At 69.2% G+C, this 23,076-nt stretch carries 19 protein-coding genes and 1 pseudogene; 10 read left to right on the top strand and 10 right to left on the bottom strand.

The window, feature by feature from the left end:
- Nucleotides 1-14: 14 nt before the first annotated feature.
- From qcrC to qcrB, 3 genes are read left to right on the top strand one after another with little or no spacing between them, the layout of a single operon-like run.
- On the top strand, nucleotides 15-881 hold the full coding sequence (gene qcrC / locus AC5Y7V_RS17060) for a cytochrome bc1 complex diheme cytochrome c subunit (RefSeq protein WP_499881214.1): 867 nt from the start codon (nucleotides 15-17) through the stop codon (nucleotides 879-881).
- On the top strand, nucleotides 878-2,068 hold the full coding sequence (qcrA, locus tag AC5Y7V_RS17055; RefSeq protein WP_499881213.1) for a cytochrome bc1 complex Rieske iron-sulfur subunit: 1,191 nt from the start codon (nucleotides 878-880) through the stop codon (nucleotides 2,066-2,068). Before qcrC ends, qcrA begins: the two co-directional genes overlap by 4 nt.
- Nucleotides 2,065-3,723: a cytochrome bc1 complex cytochrome b subunit gene (gene qcrB / locus AC5Y7V_RS17050; protein ID WP_499881212.1), complete on the top strand. Its 1,659-nt coding sequence runs from the start codon at nucleotides 2,065-2,067 to the stop codon at nucleotides 3,721-3,723. The genes qcrA and qcrB overlap by 4 nt, the downstream gene beginning before the upstream one ends.
- Before the next feature lie 69 nt (nucleotides 3,724-3,792).
- Here the strand turns inward: qcrB and AC5Y7V_RS17045 are convergent, their stop codons facing one another.
- From AC5Y7V_RS17045 to ctaC, 5 genes are all read right to left on the bottom strand, one after another.
- Nucleotides 3,793-4,641 carry a putative endonuclease domain-containing protein gene (locus AC5Y7V_RS17045; protein WP_499881211.1) on the bottom strand — a complete coding sequence of 283 codons (849 nt, stop codon included), beginning with the start codon at nucleotides 4,639-4,641 and terminating at the stop codon, nucleotides 3,793-3,795.
- A gap of 127 nt (nucleotides 4,642-4,768) precedes the next feature.
- The gene (locus AC5Y7V_RS17040) at nucleotides 4,769-5,404 is read right to left on the bottom strand and encodes a DUF2561 family protein (RefSeq protein WP_499881210.1); all 636 of its coding nucleotides are present in this window, start codon (nucleotides 5,402-5,404) and stop codon (nucleotides 4,769-4,771) included.
- Nucleotides 5,404-6,300, bottom strand: coding sequence for an MmpS family transport accessory protein (locus AC5Y7V_RS17035; RefSeq protein ID WP_499881209.1), 897 nt, complete (start codon nucleotides 6,298-6,300; stop codon nucleotides 5,404-5,406). The genes AC5Y7V_RS17040 and AC5Y7V_RS17035 overlap by 1 nt, the downstream gene beginning before the upstream one ends.
- A gap of 182 nt (nucleotides 6,301-6,482) precedes the next feature.
- The gene (locus AC5Y7V_RS17030) at nucleotides 6,483-6,902 is read right to left on the bottom strand and encodes a cytochrome c oxidase subunit 4 (RefSeq protein WP_499881208.1); all 420 of its coding nucleotides are present in this window, start codon (nucleotides 6,900-6,902) and stop codon (nucleotides 6,483-6,485) included.
- 8 nt (nucleotides 6,903-6,910) lie between these two features.
- Entirely contained in the window at nucleotides 6,911-7,984 is a 1,074-nt protein-coding gene (gene ctaC, locus AC5Y7V_RS17025; protein ID WP_499881207.1) for an aa3-type cytochrome oxidase subunit II, read from the bottom strand.
- 131 nt (nucleotides 7,985-8,115) lie between these two features.
- Here ctaC and asnB point away from each other — a divergent pair, with 131 nt between their 5' ends.
- Nucleotides 8,116-10,086 (top strand): asparagine synthase (glutamine-hydrolyzing), encoded by a 1,971-nt coding sequence (gene asnB / locus AC5Y7V_RS17020; RefSeq protein ID WP_499881206.1) that lies wholly within the window; start codon nucleotides 8,116-8,118, stop codon nucleotides 10,084-10,086.
- A gap of 7 nt (nucleotides 10,087-10,093) precedes the next feature.
- On the opposite strand, the gene AC5Y7V_RS17015 is transcribed toward asnB, so the two are convergent.
- Nucleotides 10,094-11,068: a carbohydrate kinase family protein gene (locus AC5Y7V_RS17015; RefSeq protein WP_499881205.1), complete on the bottom strand. Its 975-nt coding sequence runs from the start codon at nucleotides 11,066-11,068 to the stop codon at nucleotides 10,094-10,096.
- Between the two features lie 173 nt (nucleotides 11,069-11,241).
- Here AC5Y7V_RS17015 and AC5Y7V_RS17010 point away from each other — a divergent pair, with 173 nt between their 5' ends.
- Nucleotides 11,242-11,868: an Rv0361 family membrane protein gene (locus tag AC5Y7V_RS17010; protein WP_499881204.1), complete on the top strand. Its 627-nt coding sequence runs from the start codon at nucleotides 11,242-11,244 to the stop codon at nucleotides 11,866-11,868.
- A 15-nt stretch (nucleotides 11,869-11,883) separates the two neighbouring features.
- Here the strand turns inward: AC5Y7V_RS17010 and AC5Y7V_RS17005 are convergent, their stop codons facing one another.
- Both AC5Y7V_RS17005 and AC5Y7V_RS17000 read right to left on the bottom strand, forming a co-directional pair.
- Nucleotides 11,884-12,243 (bottom strand): iron-sulfur cluster assembly accessory protein, encoded by a 360-nt coding sequence (locus AC5Y7V_RS17005; protein WP_499881203.1) that lies wholly within the window; start codon nucleotides 12,241-12,243, stop codon nucleotides 11,884-11,886.
- Nucleotides 12,244-12,325: 82 nt separating this feature from the next.
- Nucleotides 12,326-13,402 (bottom strand): glycerate kinase family protein, encoded by a 1,077-nt coding sequence (locus tag AC5Y7V_RS17000; protein WP_499881397.1) that lies wholly within the window; start codon nucleotides 13,400-13,402, stop codon nucleotides 12,326-12,328.
- Between the two features lie 280 nt (nucleotides 13,403-13,682).
- Here AC5Y7V_RS17000 and AC5Y7V_RS16995 point away from each other — a divergent pair.
- The 4 genes and pseudogenes from AC5Y7V_RS16995 to AC5Y7V_RS16980 form a co-directional block, all read left to right on the top strand.
- Nucleotides 13,683-14,264: pseudogene (locus tag AC5Y7V_RS16995) on the top strand (DUF3043 domain-containing protein); the annotation flags it as partial.
- Between the two features lie 27 nt (nucleotides 14,265-14,291).
- Nucleotides 14,292-14,828: a bifunctional adenosylcobinamide kinase/adenosylcobinamide-phosphate guanylyltransferase gene (locus AC5Y7V_RS16990; RefSeq protein WP_499881202.1), complete on the top strand. Its 537-nt coding sequence runs from the start codon at nucleotides 14,292-14,294 to the stop codon at nucleotides 14,826-14,828.
- Entirely contained in the window at nucleotides 14,825-15,874 is a 1,050-nt protein-coding gene (gene cobT / locus AC5Y7V_RS16985) for a nicotinate-nucleotide--dimethylbenzimidazole phosphoribosyltransferase (protein ID WP_499881396.1), read from the top strand. Before AC5Y7V_RS16990 ends, cobT begins: the two co-directional genes overlap by 4 nt.
- Nucleotides 15,871-16,617: an adenosylcobinamide-GDP ribazoletransferase gene (locus tag AC5Y7V_RS16980; protein ID WP_499881201.1), complete on the top strand. Its 747-nt coding sequence runs from the start codon at nucleotides 15,871-15,873 to the stop codon at nucleotides 16,615-16,617. The genes cobT and AC5Y7V_RS16980 overlap by 4 nt, the downstream gene beginning before the upstream one ends.
- A gap of 13 nt (nucleotides 16,618-16,630) precedes the next feature.
- Here the strand turns inward: AC5Y7V_RS16980 and AC5Y7V_RS16975 are convergent, their stop codons facing one another.
- Nucleotides 16,631-17,755, bottom strand: a complete 1,125-nt coding sequence (locus tag AC5Y7V_RS16975) for a TIR domain-containing protein (RefSeq protein WP_499881200.1) — start codon at nucleotides 17,753-17,755, stop codon at nucleotides 16,631-16,633.
- 2 nt (nucleotides 17,756-17,757) lie between these two features.
- Nucleotides 17,758-22,185, bottom strand: a complete 4,428-nt coding sequence (locus AC5Y7V_RS16970; RefSeq protein ID WP_499881199.1) for an nSTAND1 domain-containing NTPase — start codon at nucleotides 22,183-22,185, stop codon at nucleotides 17,758-17,760.
- A 243-nt stretch (nucleotides 22,186-22,428) separates the two neighbouring features.
- Between AC5Y7V_RS16970 and AC5Y7V_RS16965 the strand changes: the two genes are divergently transcribed.
- Entirely contained in the window at nucleotides 22,429-23,076 is a 648-nt protein-coding gene (locus AC5Y7V_RS16965) for a nucleoside/nucleotide kinase family protein (protein ID WP_499881198.1), read from the top strand.

The raw sequence follows: 23,076 nt of genomic DNA, 5'->3' as shown, positions 1-23,076 counted from the left end.
ACAGGAGTGCTCGGTTGAAGAAACTGGGGTCTACCCGAAACGGTGCGCGGCGGGGCCAGCCGCGAAAAGGGCAGCGTGACCGCTCGCGACGGCGCCTGCGGCGCCGGCTGTCGGGGGGCCTGCTGCTGCTGATCGCGCTGACCATCGCGGGCGGCCTGGCCGCCGTGCTGACCCCCACCCCGCAGGTGGCCGTCGCCGACGAGTCGGCGTCGGCGCTGCTGCGCAACGGCAAGCAGCTCTTCGACACGTCCTGCGTGTCGTGTCACGGCGCCAACCTGCAGGGCGTGGTCGACCACGGGCCGAGCCTGATCGGCGTCGGCGAGGCGGCCGTCTATTTCCAGGTGTCCACCGGCCGGATGCCCGCCATGCGCGGCGAGGCGCAGGCGCCGCGCAAGGAGCCGATCTTCGACGAGGCCCAGATCGACGCGATCGGCGCTTACGTGCAGGCCAACGGCGGTGGACCCACCGTCGTGCGCAACCCCGACGGCAGCCTCGCGATGCACTCGCTGCGCGGCGAGGACCTGGGCCGCGGCGGCGACCTGTTCCGGCTGAACTGCTCGTCGTGCCACAACTTCACCGGGAAGGGCGGGGCGCTGTCGTCCGGTAAGTACGCGCCCGACCTGGGTCCGGCCAACGAGCAGCAGATCCTGACCGCGATGCTGACCGGCCCGCAGAACATGCCGAAGTTCTCCGACCGCCAGCTCTCCTTCGACGCCAAGAAGGACATCATCGGCTACGTCAAAGCGGTGAGCGAAGAACGGCAGCCGGGCGGCTACGGCCTCGGCGGATTCGGACCCGCACCCGAGGGCATGGCCTTCTGGATCATCGCGATGGTGGCGGCCATCGGGTTGGCACTGTGGATTGGGGCGCGAGCATCATGAGCCTTTCCGATACGGACAACACCGCCCCGGTGGGACGCGAGCCCGACGAGGCGGCCCTGGCCGCGATGTCGCAGCAGGAACTCGTGGCGCTGGGCGGCAAGCTCGACGGCGTCGAGACGGTCTTCAAGGAGCCCCGCTGGCCCGTCGAGGGCACCAAGGCCGAGAAGCGCGCCGAGCGCTCCGTCGCGCGCTGGCTTTTGCTGGGCGGCGGGTTCGGGCTGGCGTTGCTGGTCATCTTCCTGTTCTGGCCGTGGGAATACCGGCCCAAGGAGGCCTCGGGCAACTTCCTGTACTCGCTGGCCACTCCCCTGTACGGCTTCACCTTCGGGATGTCGATCCTGTGCATCGCGATCGGCGCCGTGCTTTACCAGAAAAGGTTTATCCCGGAAGAGATCTCGATCCAGGAGCGCCATGACGGCGCCTCGCGCGAGATCGACCGCAAGACGGTCGTGGCGAACCTCGGCGACGCCTACCAGGGCTCGACGATCGGCCGGCGCAAGCTCGTCGGGCTGTCGCTGGGCATGGGACTGGGCGCGTTCGGCCTGGGCACCCTGGTCGCGTTTGCCGGCGGCCTGATCAAGAACCCGTGGAAGCCCGTCGTGCCCACCGCCGACGGCATGAAGGCCGAGCTGTGGACGTCGGGCTGGACCCCGCGCTTCCACGGCGAAACCATCTTCCTGGCGCGGGCCACCGGTTCGCATTCGGGAGCGCCGTTCGTCAAGATGCGCCCCGAGGACATGGACGCCGGCGGCATGGAGACCGTCTTCCCGTGGCGCGAGTCCGACGGCGACGGCACCACCGCCGAGTCCCACGAGAAGCTCACCGCGATCAAGATGGGCGTCCGAAACCCGGTGATGCTCATCCGCATCCGGCCCACCGACATGCCGCGGATGGTCAAGCGTCAGGGGCAGGAGAGCTTCAACTGGGGCGAATTCTTCGCCTACACCAAGGTCTGCTCGCACCTGGGCTGCCCCGCGTCGCTGTACGAGGAGCAGTCTTACCGAATCCTGTGCCCGTGTCACCAGTCGCAGTTCGACGCACTGCATTTCGCCAAGCCGATCTTCGGCCCGGCGGCGCGCGCGTTGGCGCAACTGCCGATCACCATTGACTCCAACGGGTACCTGGTCGCCAACGGCGACTTCATCGAACCCGTCGGTCCGGCATTCTGGGAGAGGACGACAACATGAGTCCGAAACTGAGTCCCCCGAAGATCGGTGACGTCCTGGCCCGCCAAGGCGAGGACATCGACACCCGCTACCACCCGTCGGCGGCCGTGCGGCGGCAGCTCAACAAGGTCTTCCCCACCCACTGGTCGTTCCTGCTGGGCGAGATCGCGTTGTACAGCTTCGTCATCCTGCTGATCACCGGCGTGTACCTGACGCTGTTCTTCGACCCGTCCATGGTCGACGTCACCTACAACGGCGTGTACCAACCGCTGCGCGGCGTCGAAATGTCGCGCGCGTACGAATCGGCGCTGAACATCTCGTTCGAGGTGCGGGGCGGCCTGTTCGTCCGCCAGATCCACCACTGGGCCGCGCTGATGTTCTCCGGGTCGATCATGGTGCACCTGGCGCGCATCTTCTTTACCGGAGCATTCCGCCGTCCCCGCGAGGCCAACTGGGTCATCGGTTCGCTGCTGCTGATCCTTTCGATGTTCGAGGGCTACTTCGGCTACTCGCTGCCCGACGACCTGCTGTCGGGCATCGGCCTGCGCGCCGCGCTGTCGTCGATCACGCTGGGCATGCCGGTGATCGGCACCTGGCTGCACTGGGCGCTGTTCGGCGGCGACTTCCCGGGCACCATCCTGATCCCCCGGCTCTACGCGCTGCACATTTTGCTGTTGCCGGGGATCATCCTGGCCCTGATCGGCCTGCACCTGGCGCTGGTGTGGTTCCAGAAGCACACCCAGTTCCCCGGGCCCGGCCGCACCGAGCACAACGTCGTCGGCGTGCGGGTGATGCCGATCTTCGCGGTCAAGTCCGGCGCGTTCTTCGCCTCCATCGTCGGCGTGCTGGGCCTGATGGGCGGCCTGCTACAGATCAACCCGATCTGGAACCTGGGCCCCTACAAGCCATCTCAGGTTTCCGCGGGCTCCCAGCCCGACTTCTACATGATGTGGACCGAGGGCCTGGCGCGCATCTGGCCGCCCTGGGAGTTCTACTTCTGGCACCACACCATTCCCGCGGTGGTCTGGGTCGCGCTGCTCATGGGCGCGGTCTTCATCCTGCTGATCATCTACCCGTTCCTGGAGAAGCGGTTCTCCGGCGACTACGCGCACCACAATTTGCTGCAGCGGCCGCGCGACGTTCCGGTGCGGACCTCGATCGGGGCCATGGCGATCTCCTTCTACATGGTGCTGACGCTCGCCGCGATGAACGACATCATCGCGTTCAAGTTCCACATCTCGCTGAACGCGACGACGTGGATCGGGCGCATCGGCATGGTGATCCTGCCGCCGTTCGTCTACTTCATCACCTACCGGTGGTGCATCGGTCTGCAGCGCAGTGACCGCGACGTGCTCGAGCACGGCATCGAGACGGGCATCATCAAGCGGCTGCCGCACGGTGCCTACATCGAGCTGCACCAACCGCTCGGACCGGTCGACGATCACGGCCACCCGATCCCGCTGGAATACCAGGGCTCGGCGCTGCCCAAGCGGATGAACAAGCTGGGTTCGGCCGGGTCTCCGGGGAGCGGCAGCTTCTTGTTCGCCGATCCGACGTCCGAGGACGCCGCGCTGCGCGAGGCGGCCCACTCCGCCGAGCAACGCTCCCTCACCGCGTTGCGCGAACACCAGGAGAGCGTCGTCGGCTCCACCAACGGCGAGCACGGCGAGCACTAGGGCCCGGGGCTCCGCTTCGTCGCGACACTTACACCACGCACACGACACGCCGAAAGCCGTAGCGGTGGTTTAAGTTTCGCGGCACCCTCGGCGGGTCAGCGCGGCACGCACCCGCTGCACGACGTGCTGGGGCTTGTCCTCGGCGATGACGCGGATGACGATCCAGCCGAGCTCCGCGAGCTCGCGCAGCCGCGCCTGGTCTCGGACATACTGGCGGCGGTCGGTTCGGTGTTGGTCGCCGTCGTACTCGGCCGCCACCTCGTACTGTTCCCACCCCATATCGAGCACGCCGACCAGTCGCCAGCCTTCGCTCGCCGGTATCTGCGTGGTGGGAACGGGCAGGCCGGCGTCGATCAACAGCAGGCGCAGCCACGTCTCCTTCGGTGACGCGGCGCCGCCATCGACGAGCAGAAGCGCCGCGCGCAGCCTGCGCAGGCCGCGGGCGCCCGGATACCGCTTGGCGAGCAGCACCCCATCCTCCACGGCGAACGGGCTCGCGCGCATCAGCGCGTCGAGCCTCGCCACCGCCTGCCCGGCGGGCAGTTGCCGTGCCAGGTCGAACGCCGTCCGCGCGCGGGTGGTCACCGGCAGACCGGCGACGCGGGTGATCTCGTCGGGCTCGACGCGTCGATTGCGGGTGATCACATCGGCCGGGGAATGCGGGTTACACCAGATCAACTCGACGGGCTCGTCGTCGTCGATCCAATTCGCGCCATGCAGCGCCGCCGCCGCGAGCCCGGCCAGGACGCCGCGCCGGCGTGACCACAGCCAGGCCGCGTGAGAACGGCTGCGCAGCGACGGCGTCGCGTGGTCCGCCAGGTACACGTCGGGGTAGATCGCGCGGAACGCGGTCCGCAACTGATACGGGCTCAGCCTCCCCTGCCGCAGCGCCTCGCTGCCCCTGAATGCCTCGTCCACAAACGAAAAGACGTCACGCCGCGCAGCCGGGATCCGCGAGACTTAACTGGCTGCAACATGTTCCGGCGTGTCGTCGCAGGCGTTTAAGTGTCGCGAGCCGAGCTGGGGCTGAGCCGAGCGCGGCGGGCTAGCGGGCTTCGTGGCTGCGGCGCAGCTGGCGCACTTGCAGCCATTCGACCGCCGGCATCGCCAGTGTGATGACCCCCGCCAGGCCGTAGCCCACCCAGGACCCGCCGTCGTGACCGACGGCCATCAGGTAAGTAGCGGTGGCCGCCGCGATCAGCGCGGCGCCCATCGTTCCCGCCAGCAGGACGGTGCCGCGCAACCAGATCCGGTCCACCGCCGCGCCGGACCACTCGGCGGCCGCCTCCGCGGCCTGCCCCCGCGGCTGACGGGCCCGCTCGGCCGCGGTGCGCGGCGCGGGCGCCATCAGGCGCACCGGGGGGCGGCTCGGCGGCCGCGCGGGCCGGGCCGCCGGCTCGATCAGACCCATGCGACGCGCCCGCACCAGCACCGGGATCGCCCCGGCGATGATCAGCGCGGAAACGATGATGACGGCGTACAACACCCACGACGTGTGCGATCCCCCGCCGGCCGTCTTGTGATAGCCCCGGCCCAGGTCCACCAGCGCCACGGCCGCGGCCACGCTCACGCCCAGCAGCACCAACCAGACGACGGCGCACGCGCCCACCAGGATGCGGTCGATGACGTCCGGCGGAACGGTGTCCGAACCCCGCCGATAGGCGGAATACCCGCTGACCATCAGCAGCTCGTCTGCGGCGAGTCGTTGTTGTTCGACGACAGGACCGTCCCGTCGCTGGTGGTGATCGAGCAGTTGAGCCGGCTGACCCGGAACAGGCTGGACGCCTGGACCGATCCGACGTCGGACGTCGAGATCGGTGTCACCGTCATCGACCACGGGATGTACACGTTGTGCTGGGTGCGCGACCGGCCCGACGCGTCGACGTAGGTCACCGAGATGATGTCGCCGGGGGCCTTGGTGCCGGTCACCGAGTAGGTCACCTGCCGCGGCCCGGCCGGGGTGGTGGTGGCCGGCGGGGGCGCCGGTGCGCTCGTCGCGGGCGGGGGCGGCGGTGGCGGCGGGGTGGGCGTCACCGTCACGGTCTGGGTCTCGGTGGGCGGCGGAGGGGCCTCGGTGGTGGGCGGCGGTGGTGGCGGAGGCGGCGGCGGTTTGGTGGTCGTTATCTCGTCCTGAACCGGCGGCGTGGACGGCGCGGTGGTGGTGGCGGGGTTGGCCAGCTTGTTGGTGTCGGTGTGCGTGACGAGCAGCGACACGGAGACCACGAGCGCGATCGCGGCCACGATCGCGGCGATACCGACCACCCACGGCCAGCGTGGGGCGCGGTGTTCGTCGTCCGGGTCGTCGGGCTCGTCGTAGCTGTCGTAGTCGTACAGCCGCATGTCGGCCGGCAGGTAGGGGCCCGTGACGAAGTGCTCGGACTCGGGGGCCGAATAGGCCCGCGAATAGGCGTCGGTCTGGCCGGTCTGGTCGGCCGGCGCGATTTCGGCGCTGTCGTCGATGGGCTCCGGCTCGTCATGCGGTTCGACCGCGTCGTCGCCCGAGTCCGGTTGGTGGCTGATGTCGCTGCCGGGATCGGGTTCGTCAGGTTCCCATCCCGGAGGATTCGGCCCGCTCATAGTTGCCTGCCCTGTCCAACTGCATCACCAGCGCGCGAGGCCCCGCGGCTGCATCGGTGCGCGCGCGTCTGGGAGTTTCTCATGGTGCCTGGGCAAACCCTACCGAACGGGATAGAGCAAGGAAGTCTCGGAAAACGGGCCCGGATCAACTGATGCCCTGATTGTGACCTTTGAGTCGCAAATCAGTGCTTCTCGGGACCCGTGTAGTACTCGAAGACCAGTCCGGCCGACGTCGCCAGGATGAACACCACCCCGGCGACGATCAACCACGGCAGCCACAGACCGATGCCGATCGCCGCGACCGAGCCGGCCAGCGCCACCAGGATGGGCCACCAGCTATGCGGCGCGAAAAAGCCCAATTCTCCTGCGCCGTCGCTGATCTCGGCGCCCTCGTAGTCCTCGGGCCGGGTGTCCAGGCGACGCGAGATGAACCAGAAGAAGCTACCCGTGATGACCGCCAGGCCACCGGTCAGCGCGAGCGCGGTGGTGCCCGCCCACTCCACGCCGCCGGTCGCGAACAGCGCGGTCAGGACCCCGTAGAGAACCGCCGACAGGACGAAGAAAGCGGCGATGAATTCGAACAGCCTGGCTTCGATCTTCATTGGGCGTCCTAACCTACCGGTGAACGTTGGGCCGCTTCGCCGCGACGGGTATCGAACGGATGGGTGGTCACCGCCAGCGGCGGTTGCGCGATGGCCTGCAGCGCCTCGGCGTTGGTCTTCCCGCCGATCCGTTGCTGCAAGTAGGCCTTGAAGTCGTTGGGCGGCACCACCCGCACCTCGAAGTTCATCATCGAGTGATAGGTGCCGCAGAACTCGGCGCAGTGGCCGACGAACGCCCCGGTCTTCTGGATCTCGTCGACCTGGAACACGTTGACCGAGTTGTTCGCCTCGGGGTTGGGCAGCACGTCGCGCTTGAACAGGAATTCCGGCACCCAGAACGTGTGCACGACGTCCGCGGAGGCCAGCCGGAATTCGATCTGCTTGCCGGCGGGCAGCACCAGCACCGGGATTTCCGTGGCGGTCCCCAGGATCTCGACCTTGTCGAAGTTCAGGTACGTGCGGTCCTGCGGGTTGAGCCCGCGCACGGCGCCGACGCGCTCCTCCCCGTGCTCGTCCTTACCCTCCGGCTTGGAGACCATCGCGTTCTTGCGGGCCGGGTCGGCCCCGTCATAGGTCAGCGTGCCGTCCTTGAAGTTGACGCGCTGATAACCGAACTTCCAGTTCCACTGGAAGGAGGTGACGTCGATCACGACCTCGGGGTCCTTGGCCAGGTGCAGCATCTTCTCCTGCACCACCACGGTGAAGTAGAACAGCACCGAGATGATGAGGAACGGTGTCACGGTGAGCACCAGCTCCAACGGCATGTTGTAGCCGAACTGCCGGGGCAACTCGGTGTCGGTCGCCTTCTTGCGGTGAAAAGCCGACGCCCAGAAGATGAGCCCCCACACGATGACGCCGACGACCAGGGAGGCGATCACCGCCCCGACCCACAGCTCCCGGTTGAGGTGGGCCTCCGGCGTGATGCCCTCCGGCCAGCCCATGCCGAGCACCTGCGACCAGCTGCATCCGCTCAGGGTCAGCGCCAGCACGCCCAGCGTCACGGCCAGCGCCAGCGGCCGGAGACGACGCTGGAACCTGCGCTGCGACGGACGTTGCGAACGGACCTGCTCGCGAGGTGTCACGTTGGCGCCTCCTGCTCGGATTCGAATACTACGCAGCGTAGACCACGCCGCTGACGCCGTCGCGCAAACCCCGGCCGGTCCCGGGCGTGCGGCGCCCCCGGCGCGGCCCAATTGGGGCATACTGGGGCGCCGTGTGTGGTCTGTTGGCGTTCGTGGCGGCCCCGGCCGGTGCTCGCGGCCCCGAGGCAGCAGGAGCCGCCGCCGCGGCCCGGGCCGACGGCGCCATTTCCGCCGCGTCGCACCTGATGCGCCACCGCGGGCCCGACGAGCCGGGAACGTGGGCCGACCCGGGCGCCGACGGCTCCGTGGTGTTCGGCTTCAACCGCCTGTCCATCATCGACATCGCCCATTCGCACCAGCCGCTGCGCTGGGGCCCGCCGGAGGCGCCCGACCGCTACGTGCTGGTGTTCAACGGCGAGATCTACAACTACCTCGAGCTGCGCGAGGAACTGGCCGCCCAGCACGGCGCCGTCTTCGCCACCGACGGTGACGGCGAGGCGATCGTCGCGGGCTACCACCACTGGGGCACCGACGTGCTGCGCAGGCTGCGCGGCATGTTCGCGTTCGCGCTGTGGGACACCAAGACCCGCGAATTATTCTGCGCCCGAGATCCTTTCGGTATCAAGCCGCTCTTCATGGCCACCGGCACCGGCGGCACCGCGCTGGCCAGCGAGAAGAAATGCCTGATGGACCTGGCCGAGTTGGTCGGGTTCGACACCGCCATCGACGAACGCGCGGTGCAGCACTACACGGTGCTGCAGTACGTGCCGGAGCCCGAGACGCTGCACCGCGGGGTGCGCCGGCTGGAATCGGGCTGCTACGCGCGCATCCGGCCCGGCCAGCCGCCCGAGACCACCCGCTACTTCGTGCCGCGGTTTGCCGCCACGCCGATCGCCGCCGGCTCCGAGCAGGCCCGCTACGACGAGATCACGGCGGTGCTGGAGGACTCGGTGGCCAAGCACATGCGCGCCGACGTCACCGTCGGGGCGTTCCTGTCCGGGGGGATCGACTCCACCGCCATCGCTGCGCTGGCCATCCGGCACAACCCCCGGCTGATCACGTTCACCACCGGCTTCGAGCGGGAGGGGTTCTCAGAGATCGACGTCGCATTAGCCTCGGCCGAGGCCATCGGGGCGCGCCACATCGCCAAGGTGGTCAGCCCCGACGAGTTCGTCGCCGCCCTGCCCGAAATCGTCTGGTACCTCGACGAACCCGTCGCCGACCCGGCGCTGGTCCCGCTGTTCTTCGTCGCCCGCGAGGCCCGCAAGCACGTCAAGGTGGTGCTGTCCGGCGAGGGCGCCGACGAGCTGTTCGGCGGCTACACGATCTACCGGGAACCGTTGTCGCTCAAGCCTTTCGAGTATCTGCCGCGGCCGCTGCGCCGGTCCATGGGCAAGGTGTCCAAGCCGCTGCCCGAGGGCATGCGCGGCAAGAGCCTGCTGCACCGCGGGTCGCTGACGCTCGAGGAGCGGTACTACGGCAACGCCCGCAGTTTCTCCGACGCGCAGTTGCGCGACGTGCTGCCGGGGTTCCGCGACGAATGGACGCACACCGATGTGACCGCCTCGGTGTACGCCGAATCCGCCGGCTGGGATCCGGTGGCCCGCATGCAGCACGTCGACCTGTTCACCTGGTTGCGGGGCGACATCCTGGTCAAGGCCGACAAGATGACGATGGCCAACTCGTTGGAGCTGCGGGTGCCGTTCCTGGATCCCGAGGTGTTCGCCGTCGCCTCGCGGCTGCCCGTCGAGGCCAAGATCACCCGAACCACCACCAAGTACGCGTTACGGCGCGCGCTGGAGCCGATCGTTCCCGCGCACGTGCTAAACCGGCCCAAGCTCGGCTTCCCGGTGCCGATCCGGCATTGGCTGCGCGCGGGCGAGCTGCTGGACTGGGCGTACGCGATGGTGGACACGTCGCAGGCCGACCAGCTGGTGGACCTGGCCGCGGTGCGCCGGATGCTCGACGAACACCGAAGCGGCACAAGCGATCACAGCCGCCGGCTGTGGACGGTGCTGATCTTCATGCTCTGGCACGCGATCTTCGTCGAGCACAGCGTCGTGCCGCAGATCAGCGAGCCGGTCTACCCCGTGCAGCTATAACGGCGAGCTAGGCCAGCACCGCGGCGATCTCGGCGGCCGCGTCGTCGCCGTACGCGCCGGCCAGCCGGCTCTTGGCGACCTCGTGGTCCCAGGCCCACTCCTGCGTTCCGGTGGACTCCAGCACCAGGACGGCGACCAGCGAGCCCAGCTGCGCCGAGCGTTCCAGGCTGAGGCCCGCGCTGCGCCCGGTGAGGAAGCCGGCCCGGAACGCGTCGCCGACGCCGGTGGGGTCGACCTGGCTGGTCTCGGGCACCACGTCGACGTGGGTGACGGTGCCGTCGGGCTCGACCAGGTCGACGCCCTTGGGGCCGAGCGTGGTCACCCGCAGCTCGACCTGGGCCATCACGTCGGCCTCGGTCCAGCCGGTCTTGGACAGCATCAGGTCCCACTCGTAGTCATTGGTGAACAGGTACTTGGCGCCGTCGGTGAGCGTGCGGATCTCGTCGCCGGACAGCCGGGCCAGCTGCTGGGACGGGTCGGCGGCAAAGGGCAGCCCGAGCTTGCGGCACTCCTCGGTGTGCACCTGCATGGCCTCCGGGTCGTTGGCCCCGATGATGACCAGCTCCGGCGTGCCGATGGACGCCACCACGTCGGCGAGCTTGATGTTGCGGGCCTCCGACATGGCGCCGGGGTAGAACGACGCGATCTGAGCCATGTCGACGTCGGTGGTGCAAGTGAAGCGCGCGGTGTGCGCGGTCTCGGAGATCAGGACGTTGTCGCAGTTGACGTTGTGGGACACCAGCCAGTCGCGGTAGTCGGCGAAGTCGTCGCCGGCCGCGCCGACCAGCGCGACGTCGCCCCCCAGCACGCCGATGGCGAACGCGATGTTGCCCGCCACGCCGCCGCGATGGATGACCAGGTCGTCGACCAGGAAGCTGAGCGACACCTTCTGCAGGTGCTCGGGCAGCAGCTGCTCGGAAAATCGGCTGGGGAAACGCATCAGGTGGTCGGTCGCAATCGAACCCGTTACCGCGATCGTCACGAAATCTCCTTCGTTAGTAAGGTTATCTAGCTTACTCAGGCGTATCGAGCGTCGTCGCGTCACGGTCCGCGCAAAGGGGTGCGCTAGCCTGCCTAGAAAGTCACTCAGCCGCCGGGACCCAGCCTTGGCCGCAGCCCCGCTCATGGTCCCGCCCACCAGCGTAGGAGAACCACATGGCAGGTCCGCACTGGCCGGACCAGAGTGTCGGCACCGACGGACCAACCCCCCAGCACCAGCCGCTCGACTTCCCCGATCAACCCGCCGCGGACGCACCCGCGAACTATGCCGGGCAGCCGGTGCCCTACCCGCAGCGACGATCCAAGCGGCGCTTCGTCATCGGCGCGCTGCTGGCCGTCGCGCTGGCGGCCGCGCTGACGCTGGCGATCACGTACGGGGTCCGCACCAACGGGGCCAACACCGGCACCTCGCTGTCCGACGGCGCGGCCAAAACGGCGATTCAGGACTACCTGGACGCGCTCGAGCACCGCGACATCGACGTCATCGTCCGCAACGCGCTGTGCGGCATGTACGACGGCGTGCGCGACAAACGGTCCGACCAGGCGCTGGCCAAGATGAGCAGCGACGCATTCCGCAAGCAGTTCTCCGATGTGGAGCTGACGTCCGTCGACAAGATCGTCTACCTGTCGCAATACCAGGCGCAGGCGCTGTTCACCATGCGGGTCACGCCCGCGGCCGGCGGCCCGGCGCGGGGCGACGTGCAAGGGGTGGCCCAGCTGCTATTCCAGCGGGGGCAGATCGAGGTCTGCTCGTATGTGCTGCGCACCGGCGGCTCCTACTGAGCCGCCCACCTCAGGTCAGTTGAAGGAGTCCCCGCAGGCGCACGAACCGGTGGCGTTCGGGTTGTCGATGGTGAAGCCCTGCTTCTCGATGGTGTCGACGAAGTCGATAGACGCGCCCTCGACGTACGGCGCGCTCATCCGGTCGACCGTCAAGGTCACGCCGCCGAACTGCGCGGTCAGGTCGCCGTCCAGCGACCGGTCGTCGAAGAACAGGTTGTAGCGCAGCCCGGCGCAGCCGCCCGGCTGGACCGCGATGCGCAGCGCCAGGTCGTCACGGCCCTCCTGGTCCAGCAGGGACTTCGCCTTGGCGGCGGCGGCATCGGTCAGGACCACGCCGTGGGTCTTGGCGGTCGTCGGCTCGTTTTGCACCGTCATTGCTTCTCCTAGTTGGCACTTTTTCTAGTTGGTCCTGGTCGGCTCGACATCCGGGCGATCGCTCGGGAAAAAGCCCACTGCATCAACGGTACCTTGCGGGACCGCTATTCCCGAGTCGTGCCGCGACCTCGGAGGCCAGACCCATCAGCTGATTGGCCGCGTCGGCCTGCGCCAACCGCACCGAACCTGCGTAATCGGCGATGGACAGCGCGGACATGATGCCCGACGAGCGCACCGCGGAATTCTCCAGGTCGACCTGCCCGGCCAGCACGATCACTGGAATGCCCAGCGGGCGGGCCGACTCGGCCAGATAGCCGACCACCTTCCCGAACAGGGACTGCTCGTCGAACCGCCCCTCACCAGTGACGATCATGTCCGCGACCTCGAGTTCGTCGGCCAGGCCGGTGTGCTCGGCGATGATCGCCGCGCCCAGCTCACAACGGCCGCCCAGCGCCATCAGCCCGGCCCCGATGCCGCCGGCGGCCCCGGCGCCCGGCTCCGAACTCACGTCCCGTCCGGCCGCGGCCTCCAATTCCAGGGCCCACTCCTCGAGGCGGACTTCCAGGGCGGCGACGGCGGCGGTGTCCGCGCCCTTCTGCGGCCCGAACACCCGGGCCGCCCCCCAGGGACCCACCAGCGGGTATTCGGTGTCCGAGGCGGCAATCAGGTCCACGTTGGTCATCCGCTGGCGCGCCTCGGCCAGGCCGCCGAGCTGGGTGATCATCCCCTTCCCGCCGTCGGTGCAGGCGCTGCCGCCCAGCCCCACCACGATCCGCATCGCGCCGGCCCGCAGCGCCTCGTCGACGAGCTGCCCGACGCCGCTGCTGTCCGCCGCCAGTGCGGTCTCCGGGCTGGGCGGACCGCCGAGCAGGCCCAGGCCGCAGGCCTGCGCGCACTCCAGGTACGCGGTCCGCGAAGTGCGGTCGAACACCCAGGCGGCCTCCACCGTGGTGTCCAGCGGCCCGCACACCCGCACCCGCCGCGTCTGCCCCAGCCGCCGGCCCAGCACCTCGACGAAACCGGGGCCGCCGTCGGACATGGGCGCGACGGTGAACCGGTCACCGGGACGCGATCGCGTCCATCCGGTGGCGATGGCGGCGGCGGCCTCCACGGCGGACAGGCTGCCCCCATAGCAATCCGGGGCGACCAGGACCTGCATGGCGGGCAGGCGCAGACGGCCCGGTGCGAGGCCAGCGGCAGCGTCATCCGAGGCCATCGTGCCGTCGTCCATCACAGGTAGCCGTTCATCACAGTCCAGCGTAGGGGCATACGTTGTGCACTGGCGCATGACCAATAACACCGCATTCCAGGTGCGTTACCGGCCGGTCTCCCCGCGAAGTAACCTGGCCATTGTGAAGCTATTGGGCCGCAAGAAGGGCGAGAACGACGACTTCGCAATTGCCGAAGTCGAAACGGACGGTCCCGCCGACACCGGGACGCGCCGGACGGGGCCCAAGGGCCGGCCCACACCCAAGCGCAGCGAGGCGCGGCGCAACGCGAGGAAGGGCCCGATCGCACCGGCGCCCATGACCGCGTCCGAGGCGCGGGCCCGGCGCAAGACGCTGGCCGGCCCCAAGCTCAGCCGCGAGGAGCGCCGCGCCGAGCGGACCGCTAGCCGCACGCGGATGACGGATCGCCGCGAGCGCATGATGGCCGGCGAAGAGGCCTACCTGCTGCCGCGCGATCAGGGACCCGTCAAGCGCTACGTGCGTGACGTGGTGGACTCCCGGCGCAACGCGCTGGGCCTGTTCATGCCGGCGACGCTGCTCTTGCTGTTCGCCTCGTTCGGTGTCCCGCAGGTGCAGCTGTACGCCTCCCCGGCGATGCTGGTGCTGATGGTCGTGATGGGCGTCGACGGGGTTCTGCTGGGCCGCAAGGTCAGCAGGCTGGTCGACGCGAAGTTCCCCGACAACACCGAAAGCCGTTGGAGGCTGGGCATTTACGCCGCGGGCCGGGCTTCGCAGCTGCGCCGCATGCGCACGCCGCGGCCCCAAGTCGAGCGCGGCAGCAGTGTCGGCTGACCGGCGCCCGAAAGCCGCCTGACCCCGGTGCGCACCCTGGTGCTCGGCGGGATCCGTTCGGGCAAGTCCCGCTGGGCCGAGGAGGCCATCGCCACGTCGCTGCCACCGGGGCAGCCGGTCCGCTACCTGGCGCCCCGCGTGGCGGGCCACGCCGACGCGGACTGGGCGGAGCGGGTGGCACGGCACCGGGACCGCCGGCCCGCGCATTGGTCGACGGTCGAAACCGACGACGTCACAGGCCAATTGCGCCAGTCGCCGGGCAGCCCGACGCTCGTCGACGACCTCGGCGGCTGGCTCACCGGCACGCTGGACCGCAACGACGCGTGGGACGACGGATCGGTGGCGGCGCCTATTGACGAAATGGTTGCCGCGGTAGGCGAATTCGGCTCCACGCTGGTGCTGGTCAGCCCGGAGGTCGGGTTGACCCTGGTGCCGGCGACCGCGTCCGGGCGCCGGTTCGCCGACGAACTGGGCCGCCTGAACCAGCGCATCGCCGAGCTGTGCGATCGGGTGGTGCTGGTGGTGGCCGGGCAGGCGGTGCAGATCAAGCCGTCGGGAACCTGATGGAATTCGCCCCGGTATCGCCGCCCGACGCGGACGCCGCCGCCGCAGCCCGCGCCCGGCAGGACACACTGACCAAGCCGCGCGGCGCCCTGGGGCGCCTCGAGGACCTGTCGGTGTGGGTCGCCTCGTGTCAGGGGAATTGTCCGCCAAGGCAATTCGAGCGCGCCCGGGTGATCGTCTTCGCGGGCGATCACGGCGTCGCGCGCTCGGGGGTGTCGGCGTACCCGCCGGAGGTGACCGCGCAGATGGTCGCCAACATCGACGCCGGCGGTGCGGCGATCAACGCGCTGGCCGGAATCGCCGGCGCGACGGTGCGGCTGGCGGACCTGGCGGTCGACGCCGCGGCGGCCTCGGACCGGATCGGCGCCCACAAGGTGCGGCGCGGCAGCGGCGACATCACCACGCAGGACGCGCTGTCCGACGCCGAGACCGTCGCCGCGATCGCCGCGGGCCGGGCCATCGCCGACGACGAGGTCGACGCCGGCGCCGACCTGCTGATCGCGGGCGACATGGGGATCGGAAACACCACCGCGGCAGCGGTTTTGGTGGCGGCGCTGACCAACGCCGAGCCGGTCGCCGCGGTCGGCTTCGGGACCGGGATCGACGACGCGGGGTGGGCACGCAAGACCGCGGCGGTGCGCGACGCCCTGTTCCGGGCCAGCCGCGTGCTGCCCGACCCGGTCGGGCTGCTGCGCTGCTGCGGGGGCGCGGATTTGGCCGCGATGGCCGGCTTTTGCGCGCAGGCCGCGGTGCGGCGCACCCCGCTGCTGCTCGACGGCATGGCCGTGACCGCCGCCGCGCTGGTTGCCGAGCGCCTGGCGCCCGGCGCCCGGCACTGGTGGCAGGCCGGTCATCGGTCCACCGAGCCGGGCCACCAGCTGGCGCTGACCGCGCTGGAGTTGGAGCCGATCCTGGACCTGCGCATGCGGCTGGGCGAGGGAACCGGCGCCGCGGTGGCCCTGCCGGTGCTGCGCGCGGCGGTGGCCGCGTTGTCGTCGATGGCGACGTTCGCGCAGGCCGGTGTGGCCGACCCGCTGGCGCAGTGATGCGTTCCCTGGCAACGGCTTTCGCGTTCGGCACGGTACTGCCGGTCCCCGGGGGCGGCAACGCACCGATGGGCCGCGGCGCCATGACCGCGCTGCCCGTGGTCGGCGCCGCGCTGGGGGCGTTGGCCGCGGGTGTGACGTGGTGCGGCGCTTGGGCTTTCGGCCCGTCCAGCCCCCTGGCCGGGCTGCTCGCCGTGGCGGCGCTGCTGCTGGCGACCCGGGGGCTGCACATCGACGGCGTCGCCGACACCGCCGACGGGCTGGGTTGCTACGGGCCGCCGCAGCGCGCGCTTTCGGTGATGCGCGACGGGTCGACGGGACCGTTCGGTGTGGCGGCCGTCGTGCTTGTGATCCTGTTGCAGGGGTTGGCCTTCTCGGCGTTGCAGCCGTCGGCCATTGTCCTGGCGGTGTTTTCCGGCCGAGTGGCCGCGGTGCTGGCCTGCCGCCGGTCGGTGCCGGCGGCGGAGGGCAGCTCGTTGGGGACCCGGGTCGCCGGCAGCCAGCCGGCGCCGGTGGTGGCGGCCTGGGTCGCGGTGCTGCTCGGCGCTTCGCTGCTTGTCGGTTCCCGGCCGTGGCAGGGACCCGTGGCGGTGCTGGCGGGCCTGTGCTGCGGGGCGGCGCTGGTGGCGCACTGCGTGCGCCGGTTCGGCGGCATCACCGGCGACGTGTTGGGCGCCGCGATCGAACTGACCGCGACGGTCAGCGCCGTGGCGCTGGCGGCGCTGGTGCGGGTGGGCTGGTAACGAGGCCGGGCTGTTACCTGAGGTTGTCGATCCAGCCGGCGGGTTCATGGTCGACTTCCCGGATGCCCAAATAGATCTGCGGCACCAGGTTGAGGCCCGTCAGTCGCTTCAACAACGCCTCGGCGTTGGTCGCTTCGCGCTTGGCGGCCTGCACCCGCTGGCCGCCGGCAATGCAGTTGCTTACCGTCGCGCTTGCGCCGGTTCGCCTCGCCAGTTCGGCCAGCTCGGCATTGCTGCGGTCGGTGGAGACATCATCGGCTTTCCGCTTCGGCTGGAAATCCGGCGCGAACAGCGCGACCTCGAACGCCTGATAGCGTTCGGGCTCTTTGGATTCCGCCACACAGGTGGCCGCCGCCACGGCACGGGTCGAATAGTCACCGCTCGCGGATTGCCAGTCGAAATCGTTGATCAGGTGATAGCGCACCGCGATCTTCTTGTCGTGCACGGCCTTTCGGATGTCCGATGCAGTCGTGTTGGCCACGCGCGCGCAGGGGACACAGAAGGGATCGGTGATCAGGTCGATCGTGCTGGCCGCCCGAACGCTGCCGACAAACACACCGTCGTCGTTGACGATGATCTTGACCGCTTCCGCGCGGGAGGCGAATTCGTCCTCGCACAGCCATGCGACCAGGACGGCGACCGTGACGACGGCCAGCGCCGCCGCCGCCCGGACCCGGCTGTCGCCTAGCCGGCCGGCCCAACGCGGCGCCCGGGGCGGCCGCGGCAGCGGATCGGGCAGCGGGGGCACCGGTTTCAGCGCCGTGAGCGCGGCGTTCAGCGTCGCCGAAGACTCATCGAATAGGGCCGGCTGGGAGTAGTCGACGATCCGGTAGGCCAGGAAGCGAGGCGGGGGTGCCGCGGCGGGCGGTGCCACCACAACCGGCAGCACCGGTCTGGCCAGCCGCTCCGCCCAGTCGAATTGGCGCCGGCAGCATTGCGATCGCAGTGCCGCCGGCGTGATGATCGGGATGAACACGTCGCTCTCTGCGATATCCCGCAGCGCTCGATCCCAAGATCGTCGGTCCCCGGGCGACTCGCCGTGGACCGATATCTGGTACTCGAGCGCGCGTAGCTGCTCGATTAGCCGGCCCACGCCCGGATGGTCGTCCTGAACGCCGGAGATGAACACCTTGGGCACGGTCAGGCCCCCTCGCCGTCCGGCGCGATGGGTTTGCCGGGGCACTGCAGTTGGTAGGCGATGGTCGGTGAGATCCATTCTCGCCACTGCCGGTGGCTCATGTTGGTGGCGATCTTCTCGCAGAGGACGTTCTGCGCGTTGAACGGAAAAGGCCAGGTGTGCAGGGACTTATCGCTGCCGCCACCGACCAGTGTGGTGCCCGTCGGGCTGAAGGCCACGCCGTACACCGCGTAGGTGCTGGCGCTGAGCGGCGCGCCGACGGGGTCGCCGCTGTCGACGTTCCATAGCCGCACGGTTCCGTCCTGGCCGGAGGACGCGATGTAGTGCCCGTCCGGTGAGACCGTGACCACGTTGACGCGGCCCACGTGCCCCGTCAGCGGCGGCCCAATCTGGTTGAGCCGCTCCACATCCCATCGGCGTACCGTGCCGTCGAAGCTGCCGGAGACCAGCATCCGGCTGTCCGGGCTGAACGCCACGCTGTAGACGATGTCGGTGTGGCCAGCCAGCTGCCCCTTGGGCTGGCCGGTGCGGGCGTCCCACAGCCGGATGGTGTTGTCGTCCCCGCCCGCGGCGAGCAGCGACGCGTCCGGACTGACGGCGAGGCTCTCCATACCGGGACCGTGACCGGTGAGGGACCCTCCGATCTGGGCGCCGGTGTGCGCGTCCCAGATCTGCAGTGCCCACTGTTTCGTCTTCTCGTCGTCACCGGTGGAGAAGATGCGTTGCCCGTCGGGGCTGTAGGCCACCGCAGCAACGGACGGCGTGGCCGTCGGAACGACACCGGGATTCGCCAGCTTGCCATCGTGGAGGTTCCAGATGTAAAGCTTGCCGTCGTCGTTGGCCGAGACGACGCGTTTACCGTCGGGGCTGAAGGCGAGCCAGTTCACGCCCGGGGATTTGCAGTCGGGGGCCTCGCCGCACGGCGCCAAGTTGCGGATGGGCCGGTAGTCAAAATCGGGGTCCCACACCAGGATATGGCCTTTGGCGTCGCCCGATGCGATCACGCCCGGCAGGGCGGGATCGAACGCCACCACGTTCACTTGGCCATGGTGGCCGTCCAGCGGAATCGCCTTGGACACGTTGTCCCACACCTGGATGCCGCCCGCCGGGCTGCTGGACATGGCACCCAGCTTGCCGCCCGAGGCGCAGTTCCCGTTCAGGTCGCACCAGGGCACCGGGTTGAACGCGACGGATTGGACCGGGTCTCCGCGGCGGGTCGAGGGAAGCAGCAGGCTGTATCCGTACGAGGACGACCCCTCGCCGACGTCCCACCACCGGATGGTGCCGTCCTGGCTGCCCGACATCAGCAGGCCGCCTCGCGGGTTGAAGGTGACCGCGTTGACGGGCGCCGTGTGAACGGCGTGCGGCTTGGCCTTGTCCAGCAGCTCGGCACCCACCGGGCGTGCGGCCTCGAACCCGTTCCACATCCAGATGGAGCCGTCGTAGCTGCCCGAGGCGAGCCGGTGACCGTCGGGACTGAACGCCAGGGACAGGATCGAATCGCCTTGCCCGGTGAGCGGCGGCCCGGCAAGCGACGCACCGTTTTCGGGGTTCCACAGCCTGATGGTCTTGTCGAGGCCGCCCGACGCGAGCCGGCGGCCGTCCGCGCTGAACGCGAGGCTGGACACGCTCTCGGTGTGGCCCTTCAGCGCGGGCCGGCTGAACCGCAGCGTTCCGGGGTCCCAGAGCTGCACATTGTGATCGGTGTCGCCGGTCGCGAGGTACTTGCCGTCGGGGCTGTAGGCGAGAGCCTCGATGCCGGGATTCCCGCCGAACGGATCGGGGTTGGCGGGACACTCGGACCCCGCGGTGGTCATGCAGGCGATCGGTTCGCCTTTGTCCGCATCCCACAAGCGCAGTTCGCCGTCCCTACCGGCCGACACCAGGCGGCTGCCGTCGGGACTGAACGCCACGCCGGTGATCGTGCCGTGGTGACCCAGCAACGGCCGCCCGATCTGCGCCCCGGAGTCGGCGTTCCAGATCCGCACTGTGTAGTCGAACCCGCCGGATGCGATGCGCCGGCCGTCCCCGCTGTAGGCCGCCGTCGACGTCGGTCCCGAGGCGATCAGCTTGCTCGCCCAGGACAGCTTGACCGCGGCCGCGACCGCATAGTCGGCGGTAGTCGCCGGCGAAAGTGCCGTCGCCGCAAGCATTTCCTGAATCGCCCGCGCGTCGCTGCCGGGACGGTCGCGGTTGAGAATGCCCAACGCATCTGCGCCCACCTTTTCCGCGGTGGCCCCCAAGAACTTCTGGCGGGCGACGTTCCGTTGCTGCGTGGCCTGATACTGGGCATAGATCGCAAAGCCGAGGCTGAGCACGGCCACCGTGGCGATGACCCCGATGATGGCGAGCGCCCGCCGCAGCTTCCGCGAGTGCGCGCGCTCCTCCTCGGCGAGGGCTTCGGCGGCTTCGGCGCGTTCGCGCTCGATGCGCACCGCGTCGGCGGTCCGCGCGTCTTCGGCCTGCCGCGAGGCCGCCAAGAATTCTCGCACATCGGCCAGCCGCGCCCCGAATTGCGTTGACTCCGCGAGCCTTTCGGCGTCCGCCAGTCGGGTGCGGGGCAGCAGCCAGTCCGGGTTGCGGTGCGCGCGCCAGCCGGCCGCGCTGCGCTCGACGTCGTGGACGTTCTTGAGGTCCTCGCGCTGCTCGTCCAGCCAGCCCCTCAGGTCGTCCCAATGCTCGAACAAGCTCTCCAGCGCGACTTCGATGACCACCCGACCCCGCTCGTCGCGATCACGGACCAGCAGCCGCCTCTGCACCATCTTGTCGATCAGCGGGCGAGCCTCCTCCGGAAGCTCGGACTCCGGCGCCACGCGGCGCATCGGCCGGTTGTTCTCGGGATTGATGTTCACCAGGCACGGGATGAACGCCGCGCGAAGCAGCCCCAGGGCCCGCTCCCGTTCCTGGCCGTCGCCGGGCACGACCTGCTTGATTTCGTTGTTGACCACGTCGCGCATCCCGCCCATGCGGTGGTAGTTGTCCAGCGTGAAGTGGTGATTGTGGTGATAGCGCCGATAAAGCCGGTCGAGCGTCAGCGCCAGCAGCGGCAGCGTGTCGGCGCCCTCGGCGTCAGTCATCAACTGCTGCACCAGGTCCGGGTCGAAAGTCAGCGGAGTTTTCTCGCTGACGCGCCGCGCCGGCCCGGTGATCACTTCTTTGTGCTCACTGGCCGGCATCGGTTTGAGATCGTTGAACAACACCGCACCGACCCCGCGCAGCGCGGGATGGGTCTGCATCCTCTCGTAGCGATCGGTGCGGATGGTGGCGGCCACCATCAGCCCGACATCGGTGAGGTTCATCTGGGTGAGCAGCTGCGCGAGGAGCTTGAGGAACCGCGCGGCCTCGGTACCGGCGCGGGCGGGAAACAACTCCTCGGCCTGATCCAGCGGCAAGACCAGGGTGGGAGCGGTCATCGGCGCCGCGTCGGTGCGGGTCTCACCCGGCTCGTCCGCCAGCTCGGCGGGGTCCCGACGGGCGGCCGCCGCGGCGCGCATCCGCAAGAACAACTCGCAGATACGGGCCGCGTCGCCCGTCCGGCACGCGTCCTCGATGTCGTCCACCGACGTGGCGCTCACCCCCAGAGCGCGGCGTCCCTGGTCGATGGCGGCGGCCAGGCCGTGCTCCCCGGTGAGGGCATGACCGGCGCGTACGAACCCGAGGACCGCGAAGTTGCCGTCGTCGCGCTGCAGTCGCGGAATCAGCCCCGCCCGCAGGAATGACGACTTTCCGCTACCCGAGGGTCCGAGCACCACGAACATCGACTCGGGGCCGGGGAACCGGTCGGGTGCGGGGAAACGCATGTTGCGCAGCGTGTTCCGGGCCGATGCGATCGCCGCGTCACGCCCGAAGAAGACCCCCGCGTCGATGTCCTCGAATGGCTCCCAGCCGCGATACGGGGCCCGCTGCGGATCGTCGCGGGGTGGCCACTGAAACGAGTCGGGCCCGATCCCTGGCCCTTCGATCAGCCGACAGATCCGGTGCAGCGCCGCGGTATTGAACGACACCGGCGGCCCGTCGGGAACCGTCGGCGGGTCGGCGACGATTTCGACCGTCGTCTGCGGGCCTTCGCGGAACAGATCGCAGCGTTGCCAGTGGGAGGTGATGTCGCCTTTGGGCTCGCCGGCATCATGCCAATCGGCGTCGCTCACCTCTTCGAGCCGCGCGATCAGGATGCCCTTGCCCGTGCGGTCCGCCAATTCGTATTCGATCAAGCATTCCTTCGAGACGATCCAATCGCGCGACACCAAACACAGCAGCCACTCACAGCCGGTGTTGCGAAGTAACAGCTCTTCCTTCCACTGCCGGCCGAGCCGCAAACCCGTCTTGTCGTCGATGTCCAGAAAGATCTCGGTAGCGAGCTCGGGACGGCGCTCGGTCAGCCACTGTTTGAGGGCCACGGTCTCCCGGTTGTTCTTGCCGGAATGGCTCATGAAAATACGTAACACTTGGACTCCGAGGGGCCGAAAGCGCGATCGGCCGCCAAGTTTGCCAGGTCGCAGGCGTTTTCGGGTAGCTTTGTAACTTTTCCGGACCTGCCGCGGGACATGCGCCCACCGGCGGTGCCGCGCGGCCGCACCCATCAGCTCACCGAATGCCCATAATGGCTTTGATCCCTGGCGCACAATGAAGGCTGTGTCGGATCAAGATCGGCTGAGGCACCGACGGGCGCCGTGGTGAACCAACCGCTCGCTCCGTGGATCACGATCACCGGGTTGGACGGCTCGGGCAAGACGACGTTGCTGCGGGCCTTGTGCGAGGAGCTGGGCGGATTTCAGTTCCGCTTGCCCTACCACCCGTTCGTGCGCCAGTTCCTCGACTTTTCAGGAGGGGGGTCGGCGTTCGGCGACGTCCACACGGACCGCTTGCTTTTCGCGACGGATGCCCGGCTGACCAACGTTCTGATCCGGTCTTGGCGGCGAACGCATCGGCTGCTGCTGTCACAGCGGGGCTGGATGGACAACTTCATCTTCGGGGCCGTGCAGGGGGTCAGCTACGAGGAGGCCAATTCGCTGCTGCGGACTTCGGAACTGGAACGTCCCGCCGCGATCGTTTATCTGACCGCCGAGCCGCGGGTAGCGTTCGACCGCATCATGGCCGACGCCAACGGGGACAAGTACGAGACGCTCGACTTCATCACCGAGCAACACCGGCAGACGGTGCGCTTCTACGAATCCGTCGGCACCGGTCTGCCGGCCCTTTCGGCGTTCGCGGGCATCCCCGCGATCTACATCGACACCACGGCGAAGACCACCGAGGAGGTGCTGCGGGAGGCGCGCGAGTTCGTGGGCCGCGCCGTCCGGCCGCGCGCAATGCCACAATGA

Source organism: Mycobacterium sp. NGS34, assembly GCF_059812845.1.
The sequence above is the reverse complement of the archived record's forward strand: the minus strand, read 5'-3'. Positions and strand labels throughout refer to the sequence as shown.

What these genes read in the sequence shown, in the direction of transcription:
- qcrB (WP_499881212.1), top strand. Translation starts at nt 2,065, where the DNA reads ATGAGTCCGAAACTGAGTCCCCCGAAGATCGGTGACGTCCTGGCCCGC.
- AC5Y7V_RS17005 (WP_499881203.1), bottom strand. Translation starts at nt 12,243, where the DNA reads ATGACGGTGCAAAACGAGCCGACGACCGCCAAGACCCACGGCGTGGTC.
- qcrA (WP_499881213.1), top strand. Translation starts at nt 878, where the DNA reads ATGAGCCTTTCCGATACGGACAACACCGCCCCGGTGGGACGCGAGCCC.
- AC5Y7V_RS17040 (WP_499881210.1), bottom strand. Translation starts at nt 5,404, where the DNA reads ATGGTCAGCGGGTATTCCGCCTATCGGCGGGGTTCGGACACCGTTCCG.
- AC5Y7V_RS16970 (WP_499881199.1), bottom strand. Translation starts at nt 22,185, where the DNA reads ATGAGCCATTCCGGCAAGAACAACCGGGAGACCGTGGCCCTCAAACAG.
- AC5Y7V_RS17030 (WP_499881208.1), bottom strand. Translation starts at nt 6,902, where the DNA reads ATGAAGATCGAAGCCAGGCTGTTCGAATTCATCGCCGCTTTCTTCGTC.
- AC5Y7V_RS17010 (WP_499881204.1), top strand. Translation starts at nt 11,242, where the DNA reads ATGGCAGGTCCGCACTGGCCGGACCAGAGTGTCGGCACCGACGGACCA.
- AC5Y7V_RS17035 (WP_499881209.1), bottom strand. Translation starts at nt 6,300, where the DNA reads ATGAGCGGGCCGAATCCTCCGGGATGGGAACCTGACGAACCCGATCCC.
- AC5Y7V_RS17000 (WP_499881397.1), bottom strand. Translation starts at nt 13,402, where the DNA reads ATGCAGGTCCTGGTCGCCCCGGATTGCTATGGGGGCAGCCTGTCCGCC.